Raw genomic sequence first — 23,051 nt, forward strand, 5'->3', positions numbered from 1 at the left:
CTCCACGTGGCAGCCAGCTGTACCGGTGCGGTACCGCCGGTTACCCGGCCGCGTGCCGCGCCAGCCACCGCAGAGCCAGCGGGTAGCCGTCGACGCCGAGACCGGCCACGACACCCGTCGCGATATCCGACAGCACGCTGTGGTGCCGGAACTGTTCGCGCTGGTGGACGTTGGAGATGTGCAGCTCCAGCAGTGGCGCGGTGAGCTGGGCCGCTGCGTCGCGCACCGCGATCGAATAGTGGGTCCACGCCCCGGCGTTGAGCACCACCGGGTAGCCGGCGTCCGCGGCTTCGTGCAACCACTCGACCAGCACGCCCTCATGGTTGGTCTGGCGCACGTCGACCTCGAGGCCATGTTCCTCGGCCTCGTGCCTGCACATCGCCACCAGATCGGCGTAGCCGGTGCTGCCGTACACCGCCGGTTCCCTGGTGCCAAGCCGGTTGAGGTTGGGGCCGTTGAGTACGAGAACCTTCACAGCAGCACGCTCCCGCTCTCGTCGGAGGGCTCGCTCGCGATGGCGGAGTACGCCGCCGCGAGCAACGACGGGTCCGGACCTTCCAGCCGGCCCGGCTTGCCGAGCGCATCGAGGACCACGAATCGCAGCACGCCCGCACGTCCCTTCTTGTCCGCCCGCATACCCTCCAGCAACTGCGGCAACGCGTCGGCGTCGTACCTGGTCGGCAACCCGAGTGTCGAGAGCACGGCAGCGTGGCGGTCGGCGGTGGCATCGTCCAGCCTGCCAGCCAGCCGCGCCAGCTCGGCTGCGAAGACCATGCCGACGCTGACCGCGGCCCCGTGTCGCCACCGGTAGCGCTCCCTGCGTTCGATCGCGTGCCCGAGGGTGTGACCGTAGTTCAGGATCTCACGAAGGTTCGACTCGCGCAGGTCGGCGGCCACCACCTCGGCCTTCACGGCGATCGCCCGGCGCACCAGCTCCGCGAACGCCCCGCCGTCGGGATCGACCGCGGCCGCCGGGTCGGATTCGATCAGTTCGAGGATCGCGGGGTCGGCGATGAACCCGCACTTGACGACCTCGGCCATGCCAGCCACCAGCTCGTTGTGCGGCAGCGTCTGCAACGTCGCCAGGTCGACCAGCACTGCGTGCGGTTCGTGGAACACGCCGACGAGGTTCTTGCCCGCTTCGGTGTTGATCCCGGTCTTGCCGCCCACCGCGGCATCCACCATGCCAAGCAGCGTGGTCGGCACGTTGACCAGGCGCACACCACGCATCCAGGTGCCCGCGACGAAACCCGCGATGTCGGTGACCGCGCCGCCGCCGAGCGCGACAATCGCGCCGTGCCTGTCGAGACCGATCCTGCCGAGCACCTCCCAGCAGAACCCGGCCACCGTCAGCGCCTTGCCCTCCTCGGCGTCGGGGATCTCCACGCGGTGCGCGTCCAACCCGGCCTCGGCGAGCTCGGCACGGGCGGCTTCGGCCGTCGTGGTCAGCGTCGGCGGGTGGATGATCGCGATCGACGAGGCGTCGCTGACCGCTTCGGTGAGCTCGCCAAGCAATCCTCGGCCGATCACCACCTCGTAGGGCCGCTCGGTGGCCACCGTGAGGCGTTCCGGCGCCGTCATGCTCCCTCCTCGACACGTTCGTGATCACCGAGGGCGCGCACCACCGTCTCGGTCACCTCGTCCGGGTTGCGCTCATCGGTAGCGACCTCCACCGTCGCCACCGACCGGTACAGCGGTAGCCGGGCATCGAGCAGCGCCTTGTAGGTCGCCCGCGGGTTCACCCCCGCCAACACCGGCCGGGCGCCCGACATGCCGGTGCGCTGCACTCCCGTCGCCATGCTTACCGAGAGGAACACCACGGTCCGACCGGCCAGCAGCTCGCGGGTTCCCTCGTCGAGCACCGCGCCCCCGCCGAGCGCGTACACCCCACGATGGTTGGCCAGCCCTTCGGCGACCACCTTGGCCTCCAGCTCGCGGAACGCGGGCTCGCCCTCGCTGGTGAAGATCTCCGGGATGGGCTTGCCCGCAGCGGCCTCGATATCGGTGTCGGCGTCGTGGAACTCCACCCCCAGCCGCTGCGCCAGCAGCGGCCCGACCGTGGACTTGCCCGAGCCCGGCGGCCCGATCAGCACTGCTTTCGGGAAGGTCACCGGCTCCACCACTCCTTCAATCCCGCGACATAGGACTCCGCGTTGCGCTTGCTCTCGGCCAGCGAGTCACCGCCGAACTTCTCCAGCGCCGCGTCCGCGAGAACCAGCGCGGTCACCGACTCCAGCACCACCCCGGCTCGCGGGACCGCGCACACATCCGAGCGCTGGTGGATCGCGGTGGCGGCCTCCCCGGTGGCGACGTCGACGGTGGCCAGCGCCCGTGGCACCGTCGAGATGGGTTTCATGGCCACCTGCAGCCGCAGCGGCTCGCCGTTGGTGATGCCGCCTTCGAGGCCGCCCGCCCTGTTCGAGCGGCGCGTCACACCGGTGGGAGGGGCAGCGGGGTCGATCTCGTCGTGCGCCTCGCTTCCCCACCGGCGCGCCGTGGTGAAGCCGTCGCCGACTTGGACGCCCTTCATGGCCTGAACGCCCATCAGCGCCCCCGCCAGCCGCGCGTCCAGCCTGCGATCCGCGTGGACGTGCGAGCCGAGTCCCGGCGGCAACCCGTAGGCGATGACCTCGATCACGCCGCCCACCGTGTCACCTGCTTTGCGCACCGCGTCGACTTCGGCTACCAGCGCGTCGGTGCTGGCCTGCCCGAAGGCCCGCACCGGGCTCTCGTCGATGACGGCAAGGTCCTCAGGAGTGGGCAGCGATCCCGGGAGCGCCTCGGCCCGCCCGATGGACACGACGTGGCTGATGATCTCGATGCCGTGCAGCTGCCTGAGGTAGGCGCGGGCCACCGTACCGAGCGCGGTCCGCGCCGCGGTCTCCCTGGCGCTCGCGCGTTCCAGCACCGGCCGTGCCTCGTCGAAGCCGTACTTGAGCATGCCGGGTAGATCGGCGTGCCCCGGGCGGGGCCTCGTCAGCGGCTCGTTGCGCGCCAACCCTTCGATTTCGGCCGGATCGACCGGGTCGGGGGCCATCACCTTCTCCCACTTGGGCCACTCGGCGTTGGGGATCTCGACCGCGACGGGACCGCCCTGGGTCACCCCGTGCCGCACCCCGCCGGTGAACGCGACATCGTCGGTCTCGAAGCCCATACGGGGGCTGCGACCGAAACCGAGCCGCCTGCGTCCCAGTTGCTCGCCGACCTCGCGCGTGGTGATCCGGACTCCGGCCACCATCCCTTCGAGCACGGCGGCAAGGCTCGGGCCGTGTGATTCTCCTGCCGTTATCCAGCGCAACACGCATCGATCCTGTCACGAACCGGCGGAGTCAGCGCAGCAGCCCCTCGCTCGGTGCGATCGCCAGCACCCAAGTGGCCAGCAGCAAGCCGGGACCGTGCGGGATCCCGTCGCCCGGCCACCGGCCGCGATACGAGCGGGGCGCCGGACGCGGCGCCGTTACCGCCCCTGACACCACCGTCACCAGCGCTAGCACCACCGTCACCAGCGGCGCGAGGACACCGGCCAGCAGCAGCGCGGACGGTCCGAGCGCGCCGAGCACCGCACCGAGACTCACCGCGAGTTTCACATCGCCCGCCCCGAGCGATCGTGGGCGCGCCAGGTGCACCACCAGGTGCGCCCCGCCGTACAAGCACGCGCCTGCCGCCGCGCCCGCCAGCAACTCGGGCTGCCCGGACGCGACGGCAGCGTAGCCGATCCCGCAGCCGATGGCGGCACAGGCGGCCAGCGTCAGCGGATCGGGCAGCCGGCGTTCCCGCAGGTCCACCAGGGCAAGCGGGACGGCCAACACAGTGAGCGGCACCACCACCGGCAACCACTCCCCCGGCAGCGCGCCCGTCACGTAGCGGGCAGCGACCACCATCACGCAGGCCGCGGTCACCGCCTCGACCGGCCCGGCTGGCAATGTGGCTCCGTTGGGCAGCCGGGCCAGCACGCTACGCGCCATCGCCGCGGTCAGCGTGGCAGGTAGGACGCAGCCGGCCACCGTGGCCGCGGCGCCGGCTCCGAGATACTCCGCGCTGGTCACAGATACAGTCTCAGCGCCCAAGGCCCGGCAGGCAGCCGGGAACCTCACACCGGTGGCACCACGGTTCGATGCGTGGCCTTCGGCTGCGCCGGGTGTCAGCTCAGGGTGTGGCCCGACCGGATCGCACTGAGCTCGGCCATGTGCTCCTCACCCCAGCGTCCGAGGTCGGCCAGTGCTCGGTCCAGGGCCTTACCGGACGAGGTGAGCGAGTAGACGACCTTCGGTGGCACCTGCTGGAACACCTCACGGTGCACGATGCCGTCGCGTTCGAGCTCCCGGAGCTGCTGGGTCAGCACGCGTTCGGTGACACCATCGAGCTCGCGGCGGAGCTCACCGAACCGGCGCGGCTGCACGCTCAGCGCCCACAGGATGAGCGCCTTCCACTTCCCACCAACGACATCGATGGCCGCGTCGAGTCCACAGAGAAAGTTCGGACCGGGCATGTTCGAGCACCTCACTATCCACAAGGTCACTACCTGACAATTTAGTGCGTACTTGTGCAGCATGTCGCTTCTGACGAATCTGTAGGCATGACACGACACAACATTCCCTCGACCACCGTGATCGGACTCGGCCCGATGGGTTCGGCACTGGCTCGCACGTTGCTGGCATCCGGCGCGAAGGTCACCGTCTGGAACCGCAGCGCCGCAGCGGCTGAGCGGCTGCAGGACGACGGAGCCGTAATCGCGCCGACGGTGCGCGATGCGGTCGACGCATCGGAACTGGTGCTTGTGTGCCTGCGAGATCACGAGGCCGTCCGGGAGGTGCTGCACGACACTCCTACGGCGGTGCCGGTGGTGAACTTCACGTCGGCGACCCCGACTCAGGCACGGGACACCGCCCGGTGGGCGGCACAGCGCGGTATCGAACGCTACGTCACCGCGGCGATCATGGTGCCGGTGCCGCTGATCGGCACCGACGAGGCCGTGATCCTCTACTCCGGCGACGAATCCGCCTTCCGGCAACACCACGAAACACTGCGGGCTCTCGCGGGCAACGCCGACTTCCTCGGCGACGACCACGGCCTCGCTCCGCTGTTCGACGTGGGCATGCTCGAGGTTTTCTTCGCGGGCATGACCAGCTTCGTACACGCGGCCGCGATGGCACGGCGCGCGGGCGAGGTGTCGGCACGCAGCTTCCTGCCCTACGCGCTCGGGATGCTGTCGATACTGCCGGACACGCTCGACGCGATCGCAGGCGACATCGACGCCGGGGCCTACTCGGGGGAGCAGGACCGCGTCGAGATGGAACACGCGGCGTTGGAGCACATCGTCGAGACCGGGCAGGGTGCGGGGTTGGACACCAGCCTCGCGGCGTCCATGCGTGACCTGGCCGCCCGAACCGTCGCGGCAGGCGACGGCCACCTCGGGTGGTCCAAGGTCTACGACCACCTCGCTGTCCGGTAGCCGTTGCCCGCGGCGGCCCCACGGGTGGCGCGGCGCCGCCGCGGGCAACGGCCGACCATCCGTGGGGCACACCTCGCGCCGGTACCGGCAATGCGTACCGTAGCGCCTATGCGGAGTCTCAGCCTCATCGACCAATGGCCGGTGGACACCGCCGCGGCGGCCGTGATCACCAGCGACGGCACCGTCGTGGCTCGGCACGGGGACACCGGGCGGCGTTACCCGATCGCCTCGGTGACCAAGCTGCTCACCGCGTACGCCGCCCTGATCGCCGTGGAGGAAGGCGTATTCGAGCTCGATACCCCGGCGGGTCCCCCCGGAGCCACCGTGCGCGACCTCCTGGCGCACACCTCGGGACTGGCATTCGACCAGCACAAGGTCCAGGCGGCCCCGCGCAGCCGCAGGATCTACTCAAGCGCCGGCTTCGAGCAGCTCGCCGACACCCTGACTGAGCGCTCCGGCATCAAGTTCACCGACTACCTGCGGGAGGCGCTGCTCGAACCGCTGGCGCTGACCGCGACCACGCTGGAGGGATCGCCAGGGGCGGCTGGCGTGTCCACGGTCGACGACCTCGCGAAGTTCGCCGCCGAGCTGCAGATGCCCCGGCTGGTCGCGCCCACGACCCTGGCTGAGGCCACCACCGTGGTCCATCCCGATCTCAACGGCGTGCTTCCCGGGTTCGGCCACCAGAAACCGAACGACTGGGGACTCGGCTTCGAGATCCGCGACCGCAAGGACCCGCACTGGACCGGAACCACCAGCTCACCCCGCACCTTCGGGCACTTCGGGCAGTCCGGCACCTTCGTGTGGGTCGATCCCGAGGCGCGAGCCGCCTGCGTCGTACTCACCGACCGGGATTTCGGCCCGTGGGCCATCGAGGCCTGGCCCACGCTGACCGACGCGGTGCTGGCCGAGTTGCGCTGAGCCCACGTCGCAATGCGGGGAAACGTGTTGCCGTGCCGCGGAGGGCACGTTAACGTAGCGCTACTCCAGTTCACCACGCGTGCGCGTGGTGTGGTCACCGTTCACTGAGACAACAACTGGGTGGGATCATCGCTATGGGGGATGGCCACGAGGTCGATCCGTTACAGTTGCGTGACTACGCGGATTACGTCCGTCATCTCAGCATCCACGGGTTCCGGCGCATCCGGCTCGTCGCGCAGTACGAAGGCTGCAACCCGGACGGATTCACCGGGCTGCTGACGCCCCTGGGCGAGGCGTGTACAGCGTTGCAGGACAGCGTCGTCGAGCCATTGTTCGAGATGGCCACCGAGAAGCTCAATGGCACGGCGCAGGGAGTCATGGCAGCGGCCGAGGACTACGGGCTTGCCGAAGCCGAAGCCGAGGAGCGGCTCGAGCAGCACCAAGGCCCGCTGGGGGGTGACCAGTTTGTCGTTTAGCGATACCGCCGAGATCGAGATGTTCGAACCCTCGGGGGAAACCAAGGATCTCCTCGGCGAGCTCGACGGCAGCTATGCCACGGATGTCGTCGAACACCTCTGGCAGCAGTTCATCAGCAGCGACGGTCGCGGCCTCTACGACACGCTGGTCACGCCGATCACCGGAGATTTCAACCGGATCAAGGAGAACGGCAAGGCGTGGGAGCACGTGTCGGGGCAGTTCGAGAGCTTCTCGCAGAACCTCGCCGACAATACCCACACGTTGCTGTCCCAGCACTGGACGTATGGCGACGCCGCCGACGCTTACCAGCAGCATATCGAGAACCATTGGACAATCGGGCTCTACATTGCCGGGAAACTGTCCGAGGCCATGGGCAAAGGGTTCGAACAGCTCGGCGACTGGTCGATCGCCCTTGGCGAGCGGGCCATCGAGCTGATCAACCGCATCATCAAGCGGCTCCTCCGCCTCGCCGCCAAGGTCGTACCGAAAGTCGGTCAGGTCGTCGCCGCCATCGACTGGGTTGCCAGCGGCTTCCGCGATTTCCCGTACGTCTCCGATGTCCAGGAGATCATCGAGCTTGTCGACCAGGTCATGACCATCCACCGGCGGATCGAGGAGCTCGTCGAGGCGATGCAGGACTACTTCGACGCCTTCGAAGACGTCATCGACGCGATCTCCTCGATCCCCGATGTGGATCACACCCATGACATGATCTATCTTGCCGACTCGCTGACCAGCGGGCTATCGGAGATGGAGAATCAGCGGGACAAGGCCGAACGGACTGCAGACAAGCTCGACGAGGATCTCGAGGAACTGGACGATATGGTCGCCGACGAGGTGCGGTGACCACGGCGCGACGCGCCGGACGCGCAACGGGCAGGTGGTAATTCAGGTGTCAGGGCAGCGACCACGACCCAGCGACTACCTCGATGCGATGGACGCCGCACGTCGCAGGCTTGACGCAACAGCCGACGCCGCGGCGACCGATCTCCGGAAGGCCGACGAGTTACTCGCGAAGGAGGCGCGGAACGACACGCCCCCCACGGCCGAGGAGATCGAACGGTTCAAAGAGTACGTCACCGGGCCTGGATACGCACCGCAGTGGGACGTGGTGATCCGCCGTATCGAGGCCGGGGAGCTGAGCTGGTCGGACGTGCTCACCGGGGCGGCGACGAACGACTCGGATGTGCGTGCCGCGTTCCAGGCGTTGCCCCAGCCCGCGCCGCTTGCCGAGGAGGCCGGTGCGGCCACGACGCCCGCAGGATCGCGACCACCGACGGACGATCACGACGAGGACGATGACGACTACTTCGCGAACTTCAGCATCGGAAGGAAACCGTGAGGAGCACACGATGAACGTTTCGGCACACCGACCATCCCCGCATAGGTGGGTAGTGTTCGCGGGGCTGGCGATACTGCTCGCCGGGTGTGGCAACGGTGAGGCCGGGCACGACATTGCGCTACCTGGCGAACAAGCGTGCGATCTCATCACCGAAGCGGAGTTCGCTGACATCCTGGACGCGTCACAGATCGACGTGGAGTCCACGGACGCCACCCAGTGCGACTACCGATCGGTCGAGACCTACGACGGCGCCAATGTCGTCCGGGGCGAGGACCTCTCTGCCATGCACACCGAGGAGACCGTCGAGATCCGCGACATCGAAGCGATACGCCTGGAGCTGGACGGGCCGATGGCGGAAGGGTGCGGGGTCGACGTGAACCTCACCTCCGACAACGGCGAGCAGCAGTTCGGCGTCATCGTGACACCGGTGTCCGACAACAGCGGCATGTCCGCGTGCGAGCTCGCCGACACGGTCGCCGGAACGATACTCGACGGAGCGTCCTAGATTTTTCGGAGCCGATATCATGCCTGACTGGTTCTGGTACATCGCCGGTCCCGTACTGCTCGTCGCTGTCCTCGGCTACCTGTGGTATACCGACCGCCAGCGAAGCGAGACCGTGAAACGCAAGGCGGCCGAGCTCGACTGGTCCTATCACGCGTCCGACCGTCGGTACTCCGGCCGGTTTCCCGGCGACCCGTTCGAATCCGCGTGGTGGCGCCGTGCTCGACACGTGCTGCACGGCACGCGCGGCAACCGGCCGTTCACCGCGTTCGAGCTCGTGCTCGTGCGACGCGAGTACCGGCCACGACGCGGCGTGCGGGGCCTGCGGCGCCTGAGTTCCGACAGCGACAGGGACTATCGCAGGCGCCTGACGCTCCGTCGGTATCAGGTCGTGCTGGTCGAGCTGCCCGTTGCCGTGCCCGACCTCGACATCGCCAGGCGCGGGTTTCTCGGTCGCACCATTCGATCCCGGTTCGGCCTGTCCAGCAAGGATGTCGACCTGACCGGCCAGCAGATCGGCACCGAGGAGTTCGACGCCGAGTTCGAAATCGCCACCGCGGATCCCGAGTTCGCGCGGCGCATGTTCACGCCAGACGCGTGCTCCTGGCTGCTCCGATCCTCACTCTCCCGCGAGAGCCCGGTACGCATCCACGGCAACGAGATGGTCACCTGGCGCGAGGGCAGGATCAACCCGACCGATGCGAAGAAGCGCGCTCGGTATCTCCACGAGCTCGCCGATCACGTACCGACCGGCGTCGCCAGCTGACCGGCTCGGTCCCAATGCTCCGGCGGGGACTCGTCACTGTATCGGTACAGCACACGTTACGGCTCTGGCCTCGCACCGCGGCGCGGAGGACAGTGGAATCACCACCGGTACCACCATGCCCCTGCGCGCAGCAGGCAGCGGAGGTGAGGAGAGGGTCATGCACGAGAAGCACTGGAACGTCGAGATCACCATCGACGAGTTCGACGATCGCACCCGCGCCAAAGCCAAGTTGCAGAGCGACCGAGGCACCGACATGACCGGTGTCGGGCTGGCCAGGTTGAACCCCGAGGACCGCAACGTTCCCGAGATCGGCGACGAGCTCGCGACATCACGCGCACTGTCCGACCTGGCCCACCGGCTGCTGGACGTGACGGCCGAGGACATCGAGCGCGTCACCCATCAACCGGCCCACCTGACACACTGACGACGGCCACTCGACCCGGATCGCGTGGGCACATGACCCTACCGCCGCCCACGCGCCTGTCCTCGCGCGCTCACTGGTGGCCTGCGGGCTCGTTCATGACGCGGATCGGCTCACCCGCGGCGAACGCGGCGATATCGGCGACGGCATCGGTGTAGAACACCCGGTAGACATCGTCGCTGACGTAGCCGATGTGGGGAGTGAGCACGGTGTTCGGCGCGGACCGCAACGGGTGATCCACCGGCAACGGCTCGGTATCGTAGACATCCAGCGCGGCCCGGATGCCGCCACGGTGCACCGCAGCCAGCAACGCGTCCTCGTCGACGATCGGTCCGCGGGAGGTGTTGACCAGGAGCGCCCCCTGCTTCATCAGCCCCAGCTCCCGCGCACCGAGCAGCCCCCTCGTGCGTTCGCTGAGCACCAAGTGGATCGTCACGACATCGGCCGATGTCAGGAGCTCGTCGAAGGGCACAGCCGTCGCGCCGTGCTCGGCCGCGCGCTCGGCGGTCAGGTTCCGGCTCCACGCGATCAGCTCCATGCCGAACGCGGCCCCGATCGCGGACACCTGCGCACCGAGCCTGCCCAGCCCGAGCACACCCAACGTCTTACCGCGCAACGCGGTGCCGACCTCTCCGGTGAGCGGAACCTGCCAGCCACCGTCACGCACCGAGCGTTCCTCGGCGGGCAGGCGCCGCGCGGCAGCCAGGATCAACGCCCATGTTGCCTCGGCGGTGGGGTGCGGCAGGTAGCCGGTTCCACTGACCACGATGCCCGCCGCGCTAGCCGCGTCGAGATCGATCGCCGCGTTGCGCTGACCGGTGCTCACCAGCAACCGCAGCTCCGGAAGCGCGTGCAGCACTTCTGCGGGAAACGCGGTGCGCTCCCGCATAGCGACCACCACGTCGAACCCACGCAGCGCCTCGACGGCCTCCTGCCTGCCGCCGAACGGATCGGTGAAGACCGTGATCTCGGCATCCAGCGAGTTCCAGTCGGCGAAGTCGAGTGCGACGTTTTGGTAGTCGTCGAGAATCGCGATCCGCATGATCGTCACGCTATCGCCCACCGGCCGATCAGGCACTCCCCGGCGAGGCTCATAGCGGCAGCGGCACGACGTTCCCGGTGGCCTCCCGCAGCGCATCCCGCATCGCCACGCGTGGGGCGGCACGGCCGGTGAAGTGTTCCACCTGGCCGAAGGCCTGGTGCAGCAGCATGTCCAAGCCGGTGGCGATCCGGCCTCCCCTGGCGTGAACCGCCTCAGCCAGCGGCGTCGGCCACGGGTCGTAGATGACATCGAGCACTCGGCCTGCCCGCGCGAGCGCCGGAGCATGCGGCGCGGTCGCCTCCGGCGGGACCGTGCTCACCAGCACCGACGCCGCCTCGGCCAGGCCATCCAGGTCGGCATCGGCCAGCCCGAACGCCTCGGCGTCCAGCCCCGCACTGCGGGCAGCCGCCAGTGTCTCCTGCGCGCGGGCCGGTTCCCGCACCACCAGGCGCACGCGTGTCACCCCGAGATCGGCGAGGGCCACCACGGCGGCGGCCGCGGTCCCCCCTGCCCCGAGCACCACACCGGTGCCGGACAGCGTTCCGCCGTCGCCGATCGTGCTCAGCGCACCGATCACACCGTCCACATCGGTGCAATCAGCGAGCCACCGTAGCTTGCCGTCGGGCCGGTCGGCCATGCGGACCAGCGTATTGGCCGCACCGACGGCAGTAGCACGGTCGGTGATCTCGTCGGCGAGCTCCAACGCCGCACGCTTGCCCGGCATGGTGACCGACAGCCCGACCCATTCCGGTCCGAATGCGCCGACAATGGCGGGCAGTTCCTCGGCATCTGCCTCGATGCGCTGGTAGCTCCACCCCTCGAGAGCCAGCGCCCGGTAGGCCGCCTCGTGCAGTACCGGGGACAGCGAGTGCTCGATGGGTTTGCCAAGCACACCCGCCTTGCGGGCACCGCCGCCTGCCGGGTCAGTAGACCCCTCGGGCTTGCGCATCCCGAACATTCTCCCTGTGCTCGTCGTAGCTGTCCGCGAAGCACGACAGGCCGTTGTCCTCACACTTGACGAAGAACATCCACGAACCCTCTGCCGGGTGTATCGCGGCCTGCAGTGCCTCCATGCTCGGCGCCGAGATCGGCGTCGGTGGCAACCCCGTATTGCGGTAGGTGTTGTACGGGCCGGGCCGGGCGCGATCCTCCTCGTTGGTGCGCACCTCGGGACGCTCGAGCACGTAGTTGATCGTCGAGTCCATCTCCAGGCGCATGTCATCGGCGAGCCGGTTGTAGATCACGCGGGAGACGCGTCCGAAGTCGTTTTCCACCGCCTCGTGCTCGATGAGCGAGGCGATGGTGAGCACCTCGTACGGCTCATAGCCAGTGATCTCCTCGCTGTTGACCAGCTCGGAGGCTTCGAGCTTGCTCGCCGAGACCGTGAGCACCTCGGACAGCAACCGTTCCGCGTCCCACCCGGGTTTGACGCTGTACACCCCGGGCATCACCAACCCCTCCAGCCTGCGTTCCGGTTCCGCTTCGGAAGCGGGCTCCGCCAGCCACTCCGGCACGCCCAGTTCGGTGAGGTCGGCCTCGGCCGCTACCGCGCGCAGCTCGTCGGGATCGACGCAGGTGCTGTCACCGTTCAGCTCGACGCACGAAGCGTGTGAGAGGAGTGAGTACACCCCGTGGGTCACCGTCTCGTCCGGTTGGGTGACGTCGTCGAGCTTCGTTCCGCCACGGATCTGCAGGTCGCCCACGCGCGCGTCCTCGGCGGTGATGGCCTCGACCGCGTCGGCACCCGACATGCGGGTCTGCATCACGTAGTAACCCGGCCGGATGCTGCGCACGGCCTCGGTGTCTCCACCCGCCGACACGAACGCCCTGCTGCTGGCCACCACGTCGGCCTCCTCCAAGGTGGCGGCGATCGCCGCCACCGAATCCCCTTCGGCGACCTCGACGATCACATCGTCCTCACCGGGACCGGCGTAGTCCGCGTAGTTCAACCCGAGCAGCTCCCGGGTGCCATACCACACCCCAGCGGCAAGCAGCCCGATCAGCACCAGGATCAGCAGCCATCCCAGCGCTCTCCGCCCAGCGCGGCAGCGACCACGGCCCGAACCCCTGTGGACCCGGTCATCCATGTGATCGTCGCGGTCCGCGGGCCCGTCCCCGTCCATGTCGTCGAACAGCCCCGCGAGGTTCCCCGAGGCGCTGCCCTCCACGCTGGGCAGTTCCCCGCCGCGCCGGGGCGGGTTGCGGTCGCGCGCGCCGCCCGGCCCTGTCACGCGTCCACCGGGCGACCCGCCCGAGCCGGGGCCGGGAGCACGATGGCCGTCGGGTCGATGTCCGGTTCGTCCACGCCGCTCGATCGCAGATACTCCGTTCTCTCGCACTGGCCATCGAGGCCAGACACCGTACCTGGAAGGGAAGGGCGGTCGAGGCCGCCGGGTGCTCGCTTCCGCGAGAGCACCATGGCACCGGCCGAACATGAACCGTACACGGCCAGCTTGTGTCCCAGCTTATCGCTCGGTGCTGGCCTCCCCCTGTTCACCTGTCGACTCCGCACTCCGGACACGGTTGGCCCGTGCGTCGAGCCAGCCCTGCAGGATCTCCACGGCCGCGGCCTTGTCCACGACGGCACGCTGCTTCCGGGTGTTCATTCCCCTTCCCGAGAGCATCCGGGAAGCGCTGACGGTGCTCAGCCGTTCATCGGCCAGTCGAACCGGGATCCCGCCGGTCCGCTCGGCCAGCAATCCGGCGTAGGTCACGGCGTCGGCTGCCGCGGAACCGTGCCGCCCGGCGAGGGTGCGCGGCAGGCCGACGACGACCTCGACCACACCGTGCTCGGCCACCAGCTCGGCCAGCCGCGCGAGGTCGGTGTGTTGCGCGGTGTCCCGGCGGAGCGTGTCCAGCGGGGTAGCCAGCAACGGGCTCGGATCGCTCAGCGCGACACCGACCCGCACCGAGCCCACGTCCACCCCCAGCCGCCTGCCGGGCCCCGGATCATCCTCACCCGGCCTGTCGGGCTGTTCGTTCACGCCTGCCCATCCTCGTCGGTTGTTGGTCGCGGGCCGCTACGTCGTGCGTCAGGCCACCCCGTCACGGACCGCCCGCCGCAGCATGCCGATGGCCTCGTCGATGCCAGCCGGGTTCGTACCGCCGCCCTGGGCCATATCGGCCTTGCCGCCGCCGCGACCGTCGACCGCTTCCGACACGGAACGAACCAGCTCCCCCGCAGCCAGTCCCTTGTCGCGCGCCGCAGCGTTGGTACCGATCACGAAGCTCACTTTCTGCCCATCGGGTAGGAACAGCGCGACCACGCTGGGGCGTGAGCCCAGCCGGTTACGCACCTCCGAGGCGAGCGAGCGCGCCGCCTGCGCATCGATGTCCTCTGTGACCTTCTCGGCGACCACCGCGACCCCGTCGACATCCTCGGCACCAGCCGCCAGCGTCCCCGCCGACGCCAGGATCCGCTCGGTGCGCAGCCGCTCGATCTCCTTCTCGGCATCACGGAGCCTGCCGAGCACATCCGAGATGCGGTCGGGAAGCTGATCGGTGGGCACCTTGAACGTGTTCGCCAGTTCCGACACCAGGAGCTGTTCCTTACGGACGTGCCGCAGCGCGTCCGTGCCGACCAGCGCCTCGATGCGGTGGACACCGGAGCCGATCGAGCTGTCGCTGACGAGCTTGACCAGACCGAGCTGGCCGATGCGATCGACGTGTGTGCCGCCACAGAGCTCGCGGGAGTACTCACCCATGTCGATCACCCGCACCTGGTTGCCGTACTTCTCGCCGAACAGCGCGATGGCGCCCAGTTCGAAAGCCTTGTCCTTCGAGGTGACGTAGCTTTCCACCGGAGTGTCCTGCAACAGGTACTCGTTGACTTCTTCCTCGACCTCGGTCAGCACGTCGGCCGAGACAGCGCCGGGCGAGGTGAAGTCGAACCGCATACGGCCGGGAGAGTTCAGCGAACCGGCCTGCGCGGCCCGCTGCCCGTATGCCCCGCGCACCGCCGCGTGTACCAGGTGCGTCGCCGAGTGCGACCGGGCGATGGACAACCTCCTGTCGCTGTCGACCGATCCGGTGAGCTTGTCGTCCAGACCGACCTCGCCTGCCACCACCTCAACGCGGTGCACCGACAACCCGGGCACGATCTTCTGCACGTCGTGCACGCGCACCTGCGTCCCCGACCCGTACAGCGTGCCGGTGTCGGCGATCTGCCCACCACTCTCGGCGTAGAACGGGGTCCGGTCCAGCACCAGCTCTCCGCGTTCGCCCTCGCCGAGCCGTGGCACCGAGGCGCCACCGGAGAGCAGGCCGATCACCCGGCAGCCCGCCTCCAGGTCCGTGTAGCCGAGGAACTCGGTCTCGCCGTGCGTATCGAGCAGCGAACGGTACTCGGACAGGTCACCGTGCCCGCTCTTACGCGCCGCGGCATCGGCCTTGGCGCGCTGGCGCTGCTCCTCCATCAGCGTGCGGAACCCGTCCTCGTCGACCTTTAGCCCCTGCTCGGCGGCCATCTCGAGGGTGAGGTCGATCGGGAAGCCATAGGTGTCGTGCAGTTGGAACGCCTTGTCTCCGGGCAACACCGCGCTACCCGCCCGCTTGGTCCGCTCGGCGGCCGCGTCGAAGATCTTCGAGCCGCTGCTCAGTGTGGCGAGGAACGTCTCCTCCTCGATGCGCATCACGTCGCTGATGCGTTCGAAATCGCGGGCGATCTCCGGGTAGGACGGCGACATCGCATCGCGCACCACCGCGGCGAACTCGGGCAGCACCGCCTCGTGCACACCCAGCAACCGCACCGACCGCACGATGCGGCGCAGCAGGCGCCGCAATACGTATCCCCGTGCCTCGTTGCCGGGCGTCACGCCGTCGCCGATCAGCATCACACCGGACCGAGCGTGGTCGGCGATCACCCGGAACCGCACGTCATCGGCGTGATTCTCGCCGTAGGTGCGACCGGAGAGCTCCTCTGCCTTGTCGATGACCGGCCGTACCAGATCGGTCTCGTAGACGTTGTCGACACCCTGCAGCAGAAAGGCCACCCGTTCGACCCCGAGACCGGTGTCGATGTTCTTGCTCGGCAGCTCGCCGAGCACCGGATAGCCGTCCTTCGGGCTGCCGTCCCCCCGGATGTCCTGCATGAACACCAGGTTCCAGATCTCGAGGTAGCGGTCCTCGTCGACGACCGGACCACCCTCTCGGCCGTACTCGGGACCGCGGTCGTAGTAAATCTCCGAGCACGGACCGCCGGGGCCTGCGACCCCCATGTCCCAGTAGTTGTCCGTGGCGTCGCGGTACTGGATACGCTCGGGTGGCAGCCCGGCAACGCTCTGCCACAACCGCGCCGATTCGGCATCGTCGTTGTAGACAGTGGTCCAGATGCGCTTGGGATCGAACCCGTAACCGCCTTCCGACTGCGGCTTGGTGACCAGATCCCACGCCTGCGCGATGGCGCCTTCCTTGAAGTAGTCACCGAACGAGAAGTTGCCCGCCATCTGGAAGAACGTATTGTGCCGGGTGGTCTTGCCGACCTCGTCGATGTCGCCGGTGCGCACGCACTTCTGCACGCTGGTCGCGCGCGGGTACGGCGGCGGCACCTCACCGAGGAAGTACGGCTTGAACTGCACCATCCCCGCATTCACGAACAACAGGTTCGGATCGTCGAGGATCAGCGAAGCGCTCGGCACCCTGGTATGGCCGTTGGCTTCGAAGTGTCGGAGGAATCGTTCGCGAATCTCGTGTGTCTGCACGTCTGCGTCCTGTGGTCGGTTCGGGTACCGGGGCCTGGCCGATGCACCCGGCCTGCGACCGGGTCGTGTCCGTGGCCCCGCCTGCGGGCCGTGTGGGGCGGCGAGGGAGCACGCGCGCCGTGCGCCCGTGCTAGTCCCTCGCCGGGCGCGCTCGCCGGTACTGGCTCGGCCGCGCACCCGCGTCGTCGCGGGGAACGTGGCGACCACCGCGGCCCGGTTCGACGGCCGAACGCGGTACCTGCCCGGAGGTGTGCTCGATGAACTCGCTCAGCTCCACCTCGCGCTCACTCATCCCGGCGCGGACGTCGGCCCCGAAGGCGCCTACCGCGCCAGCCAGCTCCCGTACGGCCTCGCCTACGTTCGAGGCTAACCCTGCGGGCGTGGCCTCGCGAGCGGCCTCGTTGGCTTTCCGGCACACCGCGAACCCGGCGGCGAATCCCACGCCGAACCAGAACAGGCGCCTCATCGCGTCGACCCCTTCCTCCGGACCCTGGCGTGCTTGCCCTGCTCACCACGCCGGGCACGGCGCGCCCGGATCGCCTTGGTGATGCCGTACGACAACGCCGCCACCTTCACCAGCGGGCTCCCCAGCGTAGCCGTGAACACCGAGGATAGCGCCGTGGCATTGCTGGATACCTGCTGGACGTTCGCCGTCACGCCGTCCACCCGTTCCAGCTGGGTGTTGACGTGGGTGATGGTGTCGTTGGCACCGTGCAACAGCGGGTCCGAATTCTCGTGGGCCTTCCGGATCGCGACCGTGGCCTCGTCGAGCGTACGACCCAGCTTGATCAGCGGTATCGCCAGCAGAACGACGAGCAGCACGAATGCGCCTGCGGCGACAAGCACTGCGATCTGTTCCGGCGACACGGCCCCTCCTCGATGACGGTGGTGCGGCAATAGGGCGGCATGCGTGGATGGGGGTCAGGCTACCGCTTCTCGCCCGCGGGCCACCGCCGACCCCACACCTCGGCCGGTCGGGACAGCGTTGCGATGACCGGCCGCTATTCGCCCCGAACGGTGCGCCGCAGCCGGGGCAGGCGTTCGGCGATGCCCCGTTCGGCGCCGCGGCTCACCGGTTCGTAGTAATCCGCACCAACGAGCTCATCGGGTGGGTACTGCTGCGGCACCACCCCCTCCGGCACAGCATGCGGGTAGGTGTAGCCCATGGCGTGCCCGAGCCGGGAGGCGCCTGCGTAGTGCCCGTCCCGCAGGTGCGGTGGTACGGGGCCGACCTTGCCCGCACGCACGTCGGCGAGCGCGCTGTCGATCGCGCTGATCACCGCGTTGGATTTCGGCGCCGTCGCCAGGTGGATGGTGGCTTGTGCCAGGGACAGCCGCCCTTCGGGCATCCCGATGAACTGCACCGCCTGTGTCGCCGCCACCGCCGACTGCAGCGCGGTGGGATCGGCCAGGCCGATGTCCTCGCTGGCGTGCACTACCAGCCGCCGGGCGATGAACCGGGGATCCTCGCCGCCCTCGATCATCCGGGCCAGGTAGTGCAGCGCGGCGTCCACGTCCGAGCCCCTTATGGACTTGATGAACGCGCTGATGACATCGTAGTGCTGGTCACCGTCCCGGTCGTAGCGCACCGCGGCCTTGTCCACGCAAGCTTCCACGATCGCCAGGTCGATGGTGGCCGAGCCGCCGGACCGGGCTCCCTCCGCGGCGGCCTCCAGCGCCGTCAGCGCCCGGCGCGCGTCGCCTGCTGCCAGCCGCACGATGTGATCGGCGGCCTCCTCGGTGAGTTCGAACTCGCCTGCCAGCCCACGCTGCTCGGCCAGCGCGCGATCGACCAGCCCGCGCACGTCGCTGTCGTCCAGCGGCCGCAACTGGAGCACCAGCGACCGCGACAGCAGCGGCGAGACCACGGAGAAGGAGGGGTTCTCGGTGGTCGCCGCCACCAGCAGCACGGTGCGGTCCTCGACGGCGCCGAGCAGCGCGTCCTGCTGGGTCTTGGAGAACCGGTGCACCTCGTCGATGAACAGCACGGTGTCTTCGGCGGCGTGGGAACGGCGGCGCCTCGCGGCGTCGATGACCCCGCGCACCTCCTTGACGCCGGAGGACAGTGCCGACAGCGCCACGAACCGCCTGCCCGTAGCGCCCGCCATGAGGTAGGCGATGGTGGTCTTGCCGGTGCCGGGCGGTCCGAACAGCAGCACCGAGGCGGGCGCGGCGCCCTCCACGAGCCTGCGCAGCGGCGCGCCCTCGGCGAGCAACTCGTCCTGCCCGACCACCTCGTCCAGCGTCCGGGGCCGCATGCGCACCGCCAGCGGCGCGTGGGGATCCACCGCCCCGGCATCGCGGTCGCGCGCCGCGTGCTCGGCGTCACCGGCGGCATCCGGGTTCACCGTGAACAGCTCGTCCTGCACACCGCCCACGCTACCGCGCCCCACCGACCCCGAGTCCGGCGCTGCGGCACCCCGAGACGAGCGCTCGAACACCACAGCCCGGCAGCACGCCCGCCGGCCACGATGACAGCGCTGCGATGACTTTCCGAGCGTGGTCCGGTCTCCATCGCGACAGCCATTCTTCGTAGCGGCTGCCGCCACCGTGCCCGGAGGAGGTCCCCGCATGCCACCGACGATCGACCTGACCCCCCCTGCCGACCGCATGGCCGAGCTGGTCGGCGCCATCCGCGACGACCAGCTCGGCGACCCCACACCCTGCGAGCAGTACACGCTCGGTGACCTCGTCGACCACATCGGCTCGCTGTCCGTGGCGTTCGCCGCGGCCGCTACCAAGGACCTGGGCCCGCTGACGGCACAACCGCCCGACCCGGACGCCGCCCACCTCGGGCCGGACTGGCGTACCCGCGTGCCGCGGGAGCTAGCCGCACTCGCGGCAGCCTGGCGGATACCCGCGGCGTGGGAGGGCATGACCCAGGTGGGCGGCATCGACCTGCCCGGTGAGGCGGCCGGCGCGGTAGCGCTGAACGAGCTGGTCGTGCACGGCTGGGACATCGCCAGAGCGAGCGGGCAGGCGTACGACTGCGACCCGGAGATGCTGCGGGCCACGCTGCCCTTCGTCACCGAGATGGCGGCGACGCGGGACGAGGCGGCCACCGACGGGTTGTTCGGTCCCGCCATGCCCGTACCCGACAGCGCCCCCCTTCTCGATCGCGTCATCGGCCTCACCGGGCGCGATCCGGCCTGGCAGGCGCGCAGTCGGCACTGAGATGGCGTCGCTGTCCGTCGCACGCGACGCCCTGACCGGCCGGTCCTCGCGTCGGGCACATCGCCGGACAAGCACGGCTTCCGGTTCTTCGCGGGTTGCTACCGGAACGTCATCGACACGCGCTGGGTACGCGGCGACGGGCGGGTCGACGGCGGCTTATTCGGTATCGCGACCGACCCGTTCGACGACCTGTCGACGGTGTGTCTGTACACCCGGCAATGTGTGCCCACACGCCCAACACGGGGTGTCAGGGGGCCGGACACGAGTGGGGCGAGTCAGCGGCGGCCCAGGACCGTGGACAGCGCGGACAGCACCAACTCGGCACGGTCGGGGCGGGCGTTGTGGCCCATCAGGCCGATCCGCCAGATCCGCGAGGCGTACTCGCCGACGCCTGCGCCGATCTCGATACCGTACTCCTCGAGGAGCTGGGTACGGACCTTCCCGGAATCCACCCCGTCGGGCACCCACACGGTGGTGAGCTCGGGCAGCCGGTGCCCCTCGGCGGCGAACAGTTCGAGCCCCATGGCCCGCAGCCCGTCGGCCAGCCGCTGCCCGGCGGAGGCATGCCGGGCGTAAACCTCGCCGAGCCCTTCGTCGAGGATCCGGCCAAGCCCAGCGTGCAGCGAAGCGATCATCGCGGTCGGCGCGGTGTGGTGGTAGGCCCGTCCCCCTGCCTCGGTGCCCGAGACGTAGTTGCCGATCAACCCGAGATCGAGGTACCAGGTCGGTGGCTGCGCCACCCGGCGCTGCCACGCCCGCTCGGACACGGTGAAAGGAGCCAGCCCCGGAGCCACGCCGAGGCACTTCTGGGTGCCCGCGTAGGCGAGGTCGACACCCCACTCGTCCACCTCGACCGGGATGCCCGCGAGGGAGGTGACGCAATCGGCCAACACGAGGGCATCGGGGTCACGCTCGTGAACGGCCGTGGCCAGCGTGCCGATTTCGCTGCGTACACCGGTGGAGGTCTCCGCATGCACTGCCCCGACCAGGCTGGGCCGGGGGTGCGCGTCGAGCACCCGCTGCGGGTCGATCGGTGCCCCCCAATCGTGATCGACCCGCACGACCTCGGCACCGTATCGGCCCGCGACATCGACCATGCGCTCGCCGAACAGGCCGTTGACCGCGATCACGACCGTGTCACCCGGCCGGACCGCGTTGGCGAAGGCGGCTTCCATGCCGATCGAGCCCGTGCCGGACAGCGGAAGCGTGCGCGCGTTCCGCGTCCCCCACACCGCGCGCAACCGCTCGTTGGTCTCGTCGAGCAGGGAGAGGAATGCCGGGTCGAGGTGCCCGAGTACCGGCCGGGACAGACCCTCGGTCGCCTCGGGGTACGGGTTCGACGGTCCGGGGCCGAGCAGCAGACGATCAACCAACATGGCACTGACCGTACTGGGCGGTGGGGGTGCCGCCGCGCCCCCACCGCCGCTCGGTGTGATTTCCGTCCCCAACCGGTACCGGGCACGGCCCGGTCGCGCTAGTCGATGGTCGCCGAGGTCGAACCCACACGTTCCCCGTCGGGATCGACCGCACGGATGTAGTACGTCCCGGAGTCGTTCTCGGTGTCGACCACGCTCAGCTCCTCGCGCTCCCACGGCTCAGGGCCGTACCAGGGTCGCGAGGGCACCGGGTCGGTCACGTGGACCGGTTCCGGGCTCCCGGCGCGGATCACCTCGTAGCGCATCGTGCCGTTCTGCGCGTTCCAGATGGCAGGCCACGTGATCTTCACACCCTCGTCGACCCGCTCCAGCTGGGGCGCACGGAACGGCCACTGCGGCCCGTTGTTGCGCGATCCTTCGACGTGACGGGCGGCGAACCGGGTTAGCGACTGCTGCGGCTGGCTATCCCGCGAGTGGGTGTTGACCGCGGTGAAGTCACCGCCGACGATCACGTAATCCTCGTTGGCGTCGATCGCCCAGGTGCCGTTGTTGATGATCGTGCCGGGCGGCCCGGAGTTGGTGTTCGGGAACCACGGCAGCACCTCGGGGATGGGATCGCCCGCGCTCACGTGGGTGTAGTCGCGCGGCGCCTCGCGCACCGCGTCCTTGGTCTGGGCCATCATCCGGAAGAAGCGGAAGTCGGCGCCGCGCTCCGGTATCGCCTCCACAGCCCAGCAGTCGTGCGCGTGGGTCACGCTGTAGAGCACCTCGTCGGTGACGGCCATCCGCATGGTGTCGCCCCAGCAGCCGTCCCACCAGTGGTCGGCGCCGCTGACGATGTCCACGGCCATGCGACCTTCGAACCGCTGCGAACCACCACCGTGACGGAAGTCCAGCGCGCTGATCCACGCCGTGTCTGAGCCGTCGGAGACGATGTCGGTGACGATCGGTGTACCCGCTGGGGGTTGCGCGTCCCACGACACGTTGTCGCCGTTCGAGGCGTCCACCGCCGTCATGCTCCTACGGATGGCGCCGTTCACGCGGTCGAAGCCACCGCCGATGAGCACCCTGTCGAGGTCGGGCCGGGCCAGCACCGTCCAGACTTCCTTGTCGGCCGACGGTGCCCAGTCGAGCAGGCTCCCGTCGTGGCCAACCGCGGCCAGCCGCGATCGGTCCTGACCGCCCACGGAGGTGAAGCCTCCGCCGAAGTAGACGGCGTCTTCGGTCACCGAGAGCGCCCTTACTCTGCGGTTGACCGGCGGCGGCGAGAACGAGGTCAGGTCACCGGAATCGAGCTCGAACGCGGCCACCCTGGAACGCCACTGACCGTCCATCCGGTCGAAGTCGCCTGCCACGTACAGCCGCTCGCCCGTGGGGTCGGCCTCGATGCGGAACACCGAGTCGCAGATCCACCGGTTCCAACCGGTGTCCCGGCACCAGGAGCTCAGCCCCGAGTCGCTGGAACTGAACTCGGTCCCGTACGCCTCGGGGGCCCAGTCGAGCAGCTCGCCGGTGTGTAGGTCGAAGGCCAGCAGGTTCCGGCGCGGCACCTCGTCCTCGCCCGGAGCGGCACCGTGGGGTCGGGCCTTGTCGAACCGTCCCCCCGCGTACACCGTGTCGCCGACGATGGTGACGTCGAAGATGATGCCGTCCGTCTGCGGTGCGGGCAGCGCTCCCGCGGTCACAGGTTGCGGCAGGTCCTGCTCGGCGACTGCGGTCCCCCCGGCCGGCAACACCGCTGCCCCCAGCAGCAGTGCGGCGCTGCCCGCGAGCAGCCTTTTCCAACGACGCATACAGCCAATCCTCACGTTCGGACAGAGCGTGAGACCACGCTCGGTGCAATTGCTTGTATGCGTGTATTACCCAGCATGGGGGATAG

General features: G+C 69.2%; 25 protein-coding genes. 9 read left to right on the top strand and 16 right to left on the bottom strand.

The annotated features are described in order from the left end of the window. Positions 1-40: 40 nt before the first annotated feature. The 6 genes from aroQ to F8178_RS12535 form a co-directional block, all read right to left on the bottom strand. Positions 41-475: a type II 3-dehydroquinate dehydratase gene (gene aroQ, locus F8178_RS12510; RefSeq protein ID WP_317494930.1), complete on the bottom strand. Its 435-nt coding sequence runs from the start codon at positions 473-475 to the stop codon at positions 41-43. Continuing rightward, positions 472-1,581, bottom strand: a complete 1,110-nt coding sequence (gene aroB, locus F8178_RS12515) for a 3-dehydroquinate synthase (protein ID WP_317494931.1) — start codon at positions 1,579-1,581, stop codon at positions 472-474. The genes aroQ and aroB overlap by 4 nt, the downstream gene beginning before the upstream one ends. Beyond that, a complete protein-coding gene (locus F8178_RS12520; RefSeq protein WP_317494932.1) occupies positions 1,578-2,111 on the bottom strand; it encodes a shikimate kinase in 534 nt (177 codons plus the stop codon). Before F8178_RS12520 ends, aroB begins: the two co-directional genes overlap by 4 nt. Next, on the bottom strand, positions 2,108-3,301 hold the full coding sequence (gene aroC / locus F8178_RS12525; RefSeq protein ID WP_317494933.1) for a chorismate synthase: 1,194 nt from the start codon (positions 3,299-3,301) through the stop codon (positions 2,108-2,110). Before aroC ends, F8178_RS12520 begins: the two co-directional genes overlap by 4 nt. Before the next feature lie 28 nt (positions 3,302-3,329). Further along, positions 3,330-4,046 carry a prepilin peptidase gene (locus tag F8178_RS12530; RefSeq protein WP_317494934.1) on the bottom strand — a complete coding sequence of 239 codons (717 nt, stop codon included), beginning with the start codon at positions 4,044-4,046 and terminating at the stop codon, positions 3,330-3,332. 95 nt (positions 4,047-4,141) lie between these two features. Further along, on the bottom strand, positions 4,142-4,489 hold the full coding sequence (locus F8178_RS12535; protein WP_317494935.1) for a helix-turn-helix domain-containing protein: 348 nt from the start codon (positions 4,487-4,489) through the stop codon (positions 4,142-4,144). A gap of 87 nt (positions 4,490-4,576) precedes the next feature. On the opposite strand from F8178_RS12535, the gene F8178_RS12540 reads away from it, so the two are divergent. The 8 genes from F8178_RS12540 to F8178_RS12575 all read left to right on the top strand — a co-directional run bounded on the left by F8178_RS12540 (position 4,577) and on the right by F8178_RS12575 (position 9,884). Further along, entirely contained in the window at positions 4,577-5,452 is an 876-nt protein-coding gene (locus F8178_RS12540) for an NAD(P)-binding domain-containing protein (protein WP_317494936.1), read from the top strand. Between the two features lie 108 nt (positions 5,453-5,560). Next, a complete protein-coding gene (locus F8178_RS12545; protein WP_317494937.1) occupies positions 5,561-6,373 on the top strand; it encodes a serine hydrolase domain-containing protein in 813 nt (270 codons plus the stop codon). Between the two features lie 134 nt (positions 6,374-6,507). Next, positions 6,508-6,849, top strand: coding sequence for a hypothetical protein (locus F8178_RS12550; RefSeq protein WP_317494938.1), 342 nt, complete (start codon positions 6,508-6,510; stop codon positions 6,847-6,849). After that, a complete protein-coding gene (locus F8178_RS12555; protein ID WP_317494939.1) occupies positions 6,839-7,696 on the top strand; it encodes a hypothetical protein in 858 nt (285 codons plus the stop codon). Before F8178_RS12550 ends, F8178_RS12555 begins: the two co-directional genes overlap by 11 nt. A 46-nt stretch (positions 7,697-7,742) precedes the next feature. After that, the gene (locus tag F8178_RS12560) at positions 7,743-8,192 is read left to right on the top strand and encodes a hypothetical protein (protein ID WP_317494940.1); all 450 of its coding nucleotides are present in this window, start codon (positions 7,743-7,745) and stop codon (positions 8,190-8,192) included. 10 nt (positions 8,193-8,202) lie between these two features. Next, entirely contained in the window at positions 8,203-8,697 is a 495-nt protein-coding gene (locus F8178_RS12565; RefSeq protein WP_317494941.1) for a hypothetical protein, read from the top strand. 19 nt (positions 8,698-8,716) lie between these two features. Beyond that, positions 8,717-9,460 (top strand): hypothetical protein, encoded by a 744-nt coding sequence (locus F8178_RS12570; protein ID WP_317494942.1) that lies wholly within the window; start codon positions 8,717-8,719, stop codon positions 9,458-9,460. Positions 9,461-9,617: 157 nt separating this feature from the next. Next, a complete protein-coding gene (locus F8178_RS12575; protein WP_317494943.1) occupies positions 9,618-9,884 on the top strand; it encodes a DUF1876 domain-containing protein in 267 nt (88 codons plus the stop codon). A 70-nt stretch (positions 9,885-9,954) separates the two neighbouring features. Here the strand turns inward: F8178_RS12575 and F8178_RS12580 are convergent, their stop codons facing one another. The 8 genes from F8178_RS12580 to F8178_RS12615 all read right to left on the bottom strand — a co-directional run bounded on the left by F8178_RS12580 (position 9,955) and on the right by F8178_RS12615 (position 18,991). Next, complete coding sequence (locus F8178_RS12580; RefSeq protein ID WP_317494944.1) at positions 9,955-10,923, bottom strand: D-2-hydroxyacid dehydrogenase family protein; 969 nt, start codon at positions 10,921-10,923, stop codon at positions 9,955-9,957. Between the two features lie 49 nt (positions 10,924-10,972). After that, positions 10,973-11,872, bottom strand: coding sequence for a shikimate dehydrogenase (locus tag F8178_RS12585; RefSeq protein ID WP_317494945.1), 900 nt, complete (start codon positions 11,870-11,872; stop codon positions 10,973-10,975). Further along, complete coding sequence (gene mltG, locus F8178_RS12590; protein ID WP_317494946.1) at positions 11,847-13,154, bottom strand: endolytic transglycosylase MltG; 1,308 nt, start codon at positions 13,152-13,154, stop codon at positions 11,847-11,849. Before mltG ends, F8178_RS12585 begins: the two co-directional genes overlap by 26 nt. 234 nt (positions 13,155-13,388) lie before the next feature. Next, the gene (ruvX, locus tag F8178_RS12595) at positions 13,389-13,907 is read right to left on the bottom strand and encodes a Holliday junction resolvase RuvX (protein ID WP_317494947.1); all 519 of its coding nucleotides are present in this window, start codon (positions 13,905-13,907) and stop codon (positions 13,389-13,391) included. Positions 13,908-13,955: 48 nt separating this feature from the next. Beyond that, positions 13,956-16,622 (bottom strand): alanine--tRNA ligase, encoded by a 2,667-nt coding sequence (alaS, locus tag F8178_RS12600; RefSeq protein WP_317494948.1) that lies wholly within the window; start codon positions 16,620-16,622, stop codon positions 13,956-13,958. 130 nt (positions 16,623-16,752) lie between these two features. Continuing rightward, positions 16,753-17,088 carry a hypothetical protein gene (locus F8178_RS12605; protein ID WP_317494949.1) on the bottom strand — a complete coding sequence of 112 codons (336 nt, stop codon included), beginning with the start codon at positions 17,086-17,088 and terminating at the stop codon, positions 16,753-16,755. After that, positions 17,085-17,489, bottom strand: a complete 405-nt coding sequence (locus tag F8178_RS12610) for a DUF948 domain-containing protein (RefSeq protein WP_317494950.1) — start codon at positions 17,487-17,489, stop codon at positions 17,085-17,087. Before F8178_RS12610 ends, F8178_RS12605 begins: the two co-directional genes overlap by 4 nt. A 134-nt stretch (positions 17,490-17,623) precedes the next feature. After that, the gene (locus F8178_RS12615; protein ID WP_317494951.1) at positions 17,624-18,991 is read right to left on the bottom strand and encodes a replication-associated recombination protein A; all 1,368 of its coding nucleotides are present in this window, start codon (positions 18,989-18,991) and stop codon (positions 17,624-17,626) included. 202 nt (positions 18,992-19,193) lie between these two features. On the opposite strand from F8178_RS12615, the gene F8178_RS12620 reads away from it, so the two are divergent. Further along, positions 19,194-19,796, top strand: coding sequence for a TIGR03086 family metal-binding protein (locus F8178_RS12620; protein WP_317494952.1), 603 nt, complete (start codon positions 19,194-19,196; stop codon positions 19,794-19,796). 275 nt (positions 19,797-20,071) lie between these two features. Here F8178_RS12620 and F8178_RS12625 read toward each other — a convergent pair whose 3' ends face one another. Then, complete coding sequence (locus F8178_RS12625) at positions 20,072-21,172, bottom strand: alanine--glyoxylate aminotransferase family protein (RefSeq protein WP_317494953.1); 1,101 nt, start codon at positions 21,170-21,172, stop codon at positions 20,072-20,074. Between the two features lie 98 nt (positions 21,173-21,270). Further along, positions 21,271-22,965, bottom strand: a complete 1,695-nt coding sequence (locus tag F8178_RS12630; RefSeq protein WP_317494954.1) for a hypothetical protein — start codon at positions 22,963-22,965, stop codon at positions 21,271-21,273. Between the last annotated feature and the right edge of the window lie 86 nt (positions 22,966-23,051).

This window comes from Haloechinothrix sp. LS1_15 (genome assembly GCF_033042135.1).
Taxonomy (GTDB): domain Bacteria; phylum Actinomycetota; class Actinomycetes; order Mycobacteriales; family Pseudonocardiaceae; genus Haloechinothrix.

Bases quoted from the DNA above. Each gene is read 5' to 3' on its own strand.
- F8178_RS12605 (WP_317494949.1), bottom strand. From the start codon at position 17,088: ATGAGGCGCCTGTTCTGGTTCGGCGTGGGATTCGCCGCCGGGTTCGCG.
- F8178_RS12630 (WP_317494954.1), bottom strand. From the start codon at position 22,965: ATGCGTCGTTGGAAAAGGCTGCTCGCGGGCAGCGCCGCACTGCTGCTG.
- F8178_RS12570 (WP_317494942.1), top strand. From the start codon at position 8,717: ATGCCTGACTGGTTCTGGTACATCGCCGGTCCCGTACTGCTCGTCGCT.
- aroB (WP_317494931.1), bottom strand. From the start codon at position 1,581: ATGACGGCGCCGGAACGCCTCACGGTGGCCACCGAGCGGCCCTACGAG.
- F8178_RS12565 (WP_317494941.1), top strand. From the start codon at position 8,203: ATGAACGTTTCGGCACACCGACCATCCCCGCATAGGTGGGTAGTGTTC.
- F8178_RS12620 (WP_317494952.1), top strand. From the start codon at position 19,194: ATGCCACCGACGATCGACCTGACCCCCCCTGCCGACCGCATGGCCGAG.
- F8178_RS12540 (WP_317494936.1), top strand. From the start codon at position 4,577: ATGACACGACACAACATTCCCTCGACCACCGTGATCGGACTCGGCCCG.
- F8178_RS12550 (WP_317494938.1), top strand. From the start codon at position 6,508: ATGGGGGATGGCCACGAGGTCGATCCGTTACAGTTGCGTGACTACGCG.
- F8178_RS12545 (WP_317494937.1), top strand. From the start codon at position 5,561: ATGCGGAGTCTCAGCCTCATCGACCAATGGCCGGTGGACACCGCCGCG.
- F8178_RS12575 (WP_317494943.1), top strand. From the start codon at position 9,618: ATGCACGAGAAGCACTGGAACGTCGAGATCACCATCGACGAGTTCGAC.
- F8178_RS12535 (WP_317494935.1), bottom strand. From the start codon at position 4,489: ATGCCCGGTCCGAACTTTCTCTGTGGACTCGACGCGGCCATCGATGTC.
- F8178_RS12625 (WP_317494953.1), bottom strand. From the start codon at position 21,172: ATGTTGGTTGATCGTCTGCTGCTCGGCCCCGGACCGTCGAACCCGTAC.
- F8178_RS12580 (WP_317494944.1), bottom strand. From the start codon at position 10,923: ATGCGGATCGCGATTCTCGACGACTACCAAAACGTCGCACTCGACTTC.
- F8178_RS12585 (WP_317494945.1), bottom strand. From the start codon at position 11,872: ATGCGCAAGCCCGAGGGGTCTACTGACCCGGCAGGCGGCGGTGCCCGC.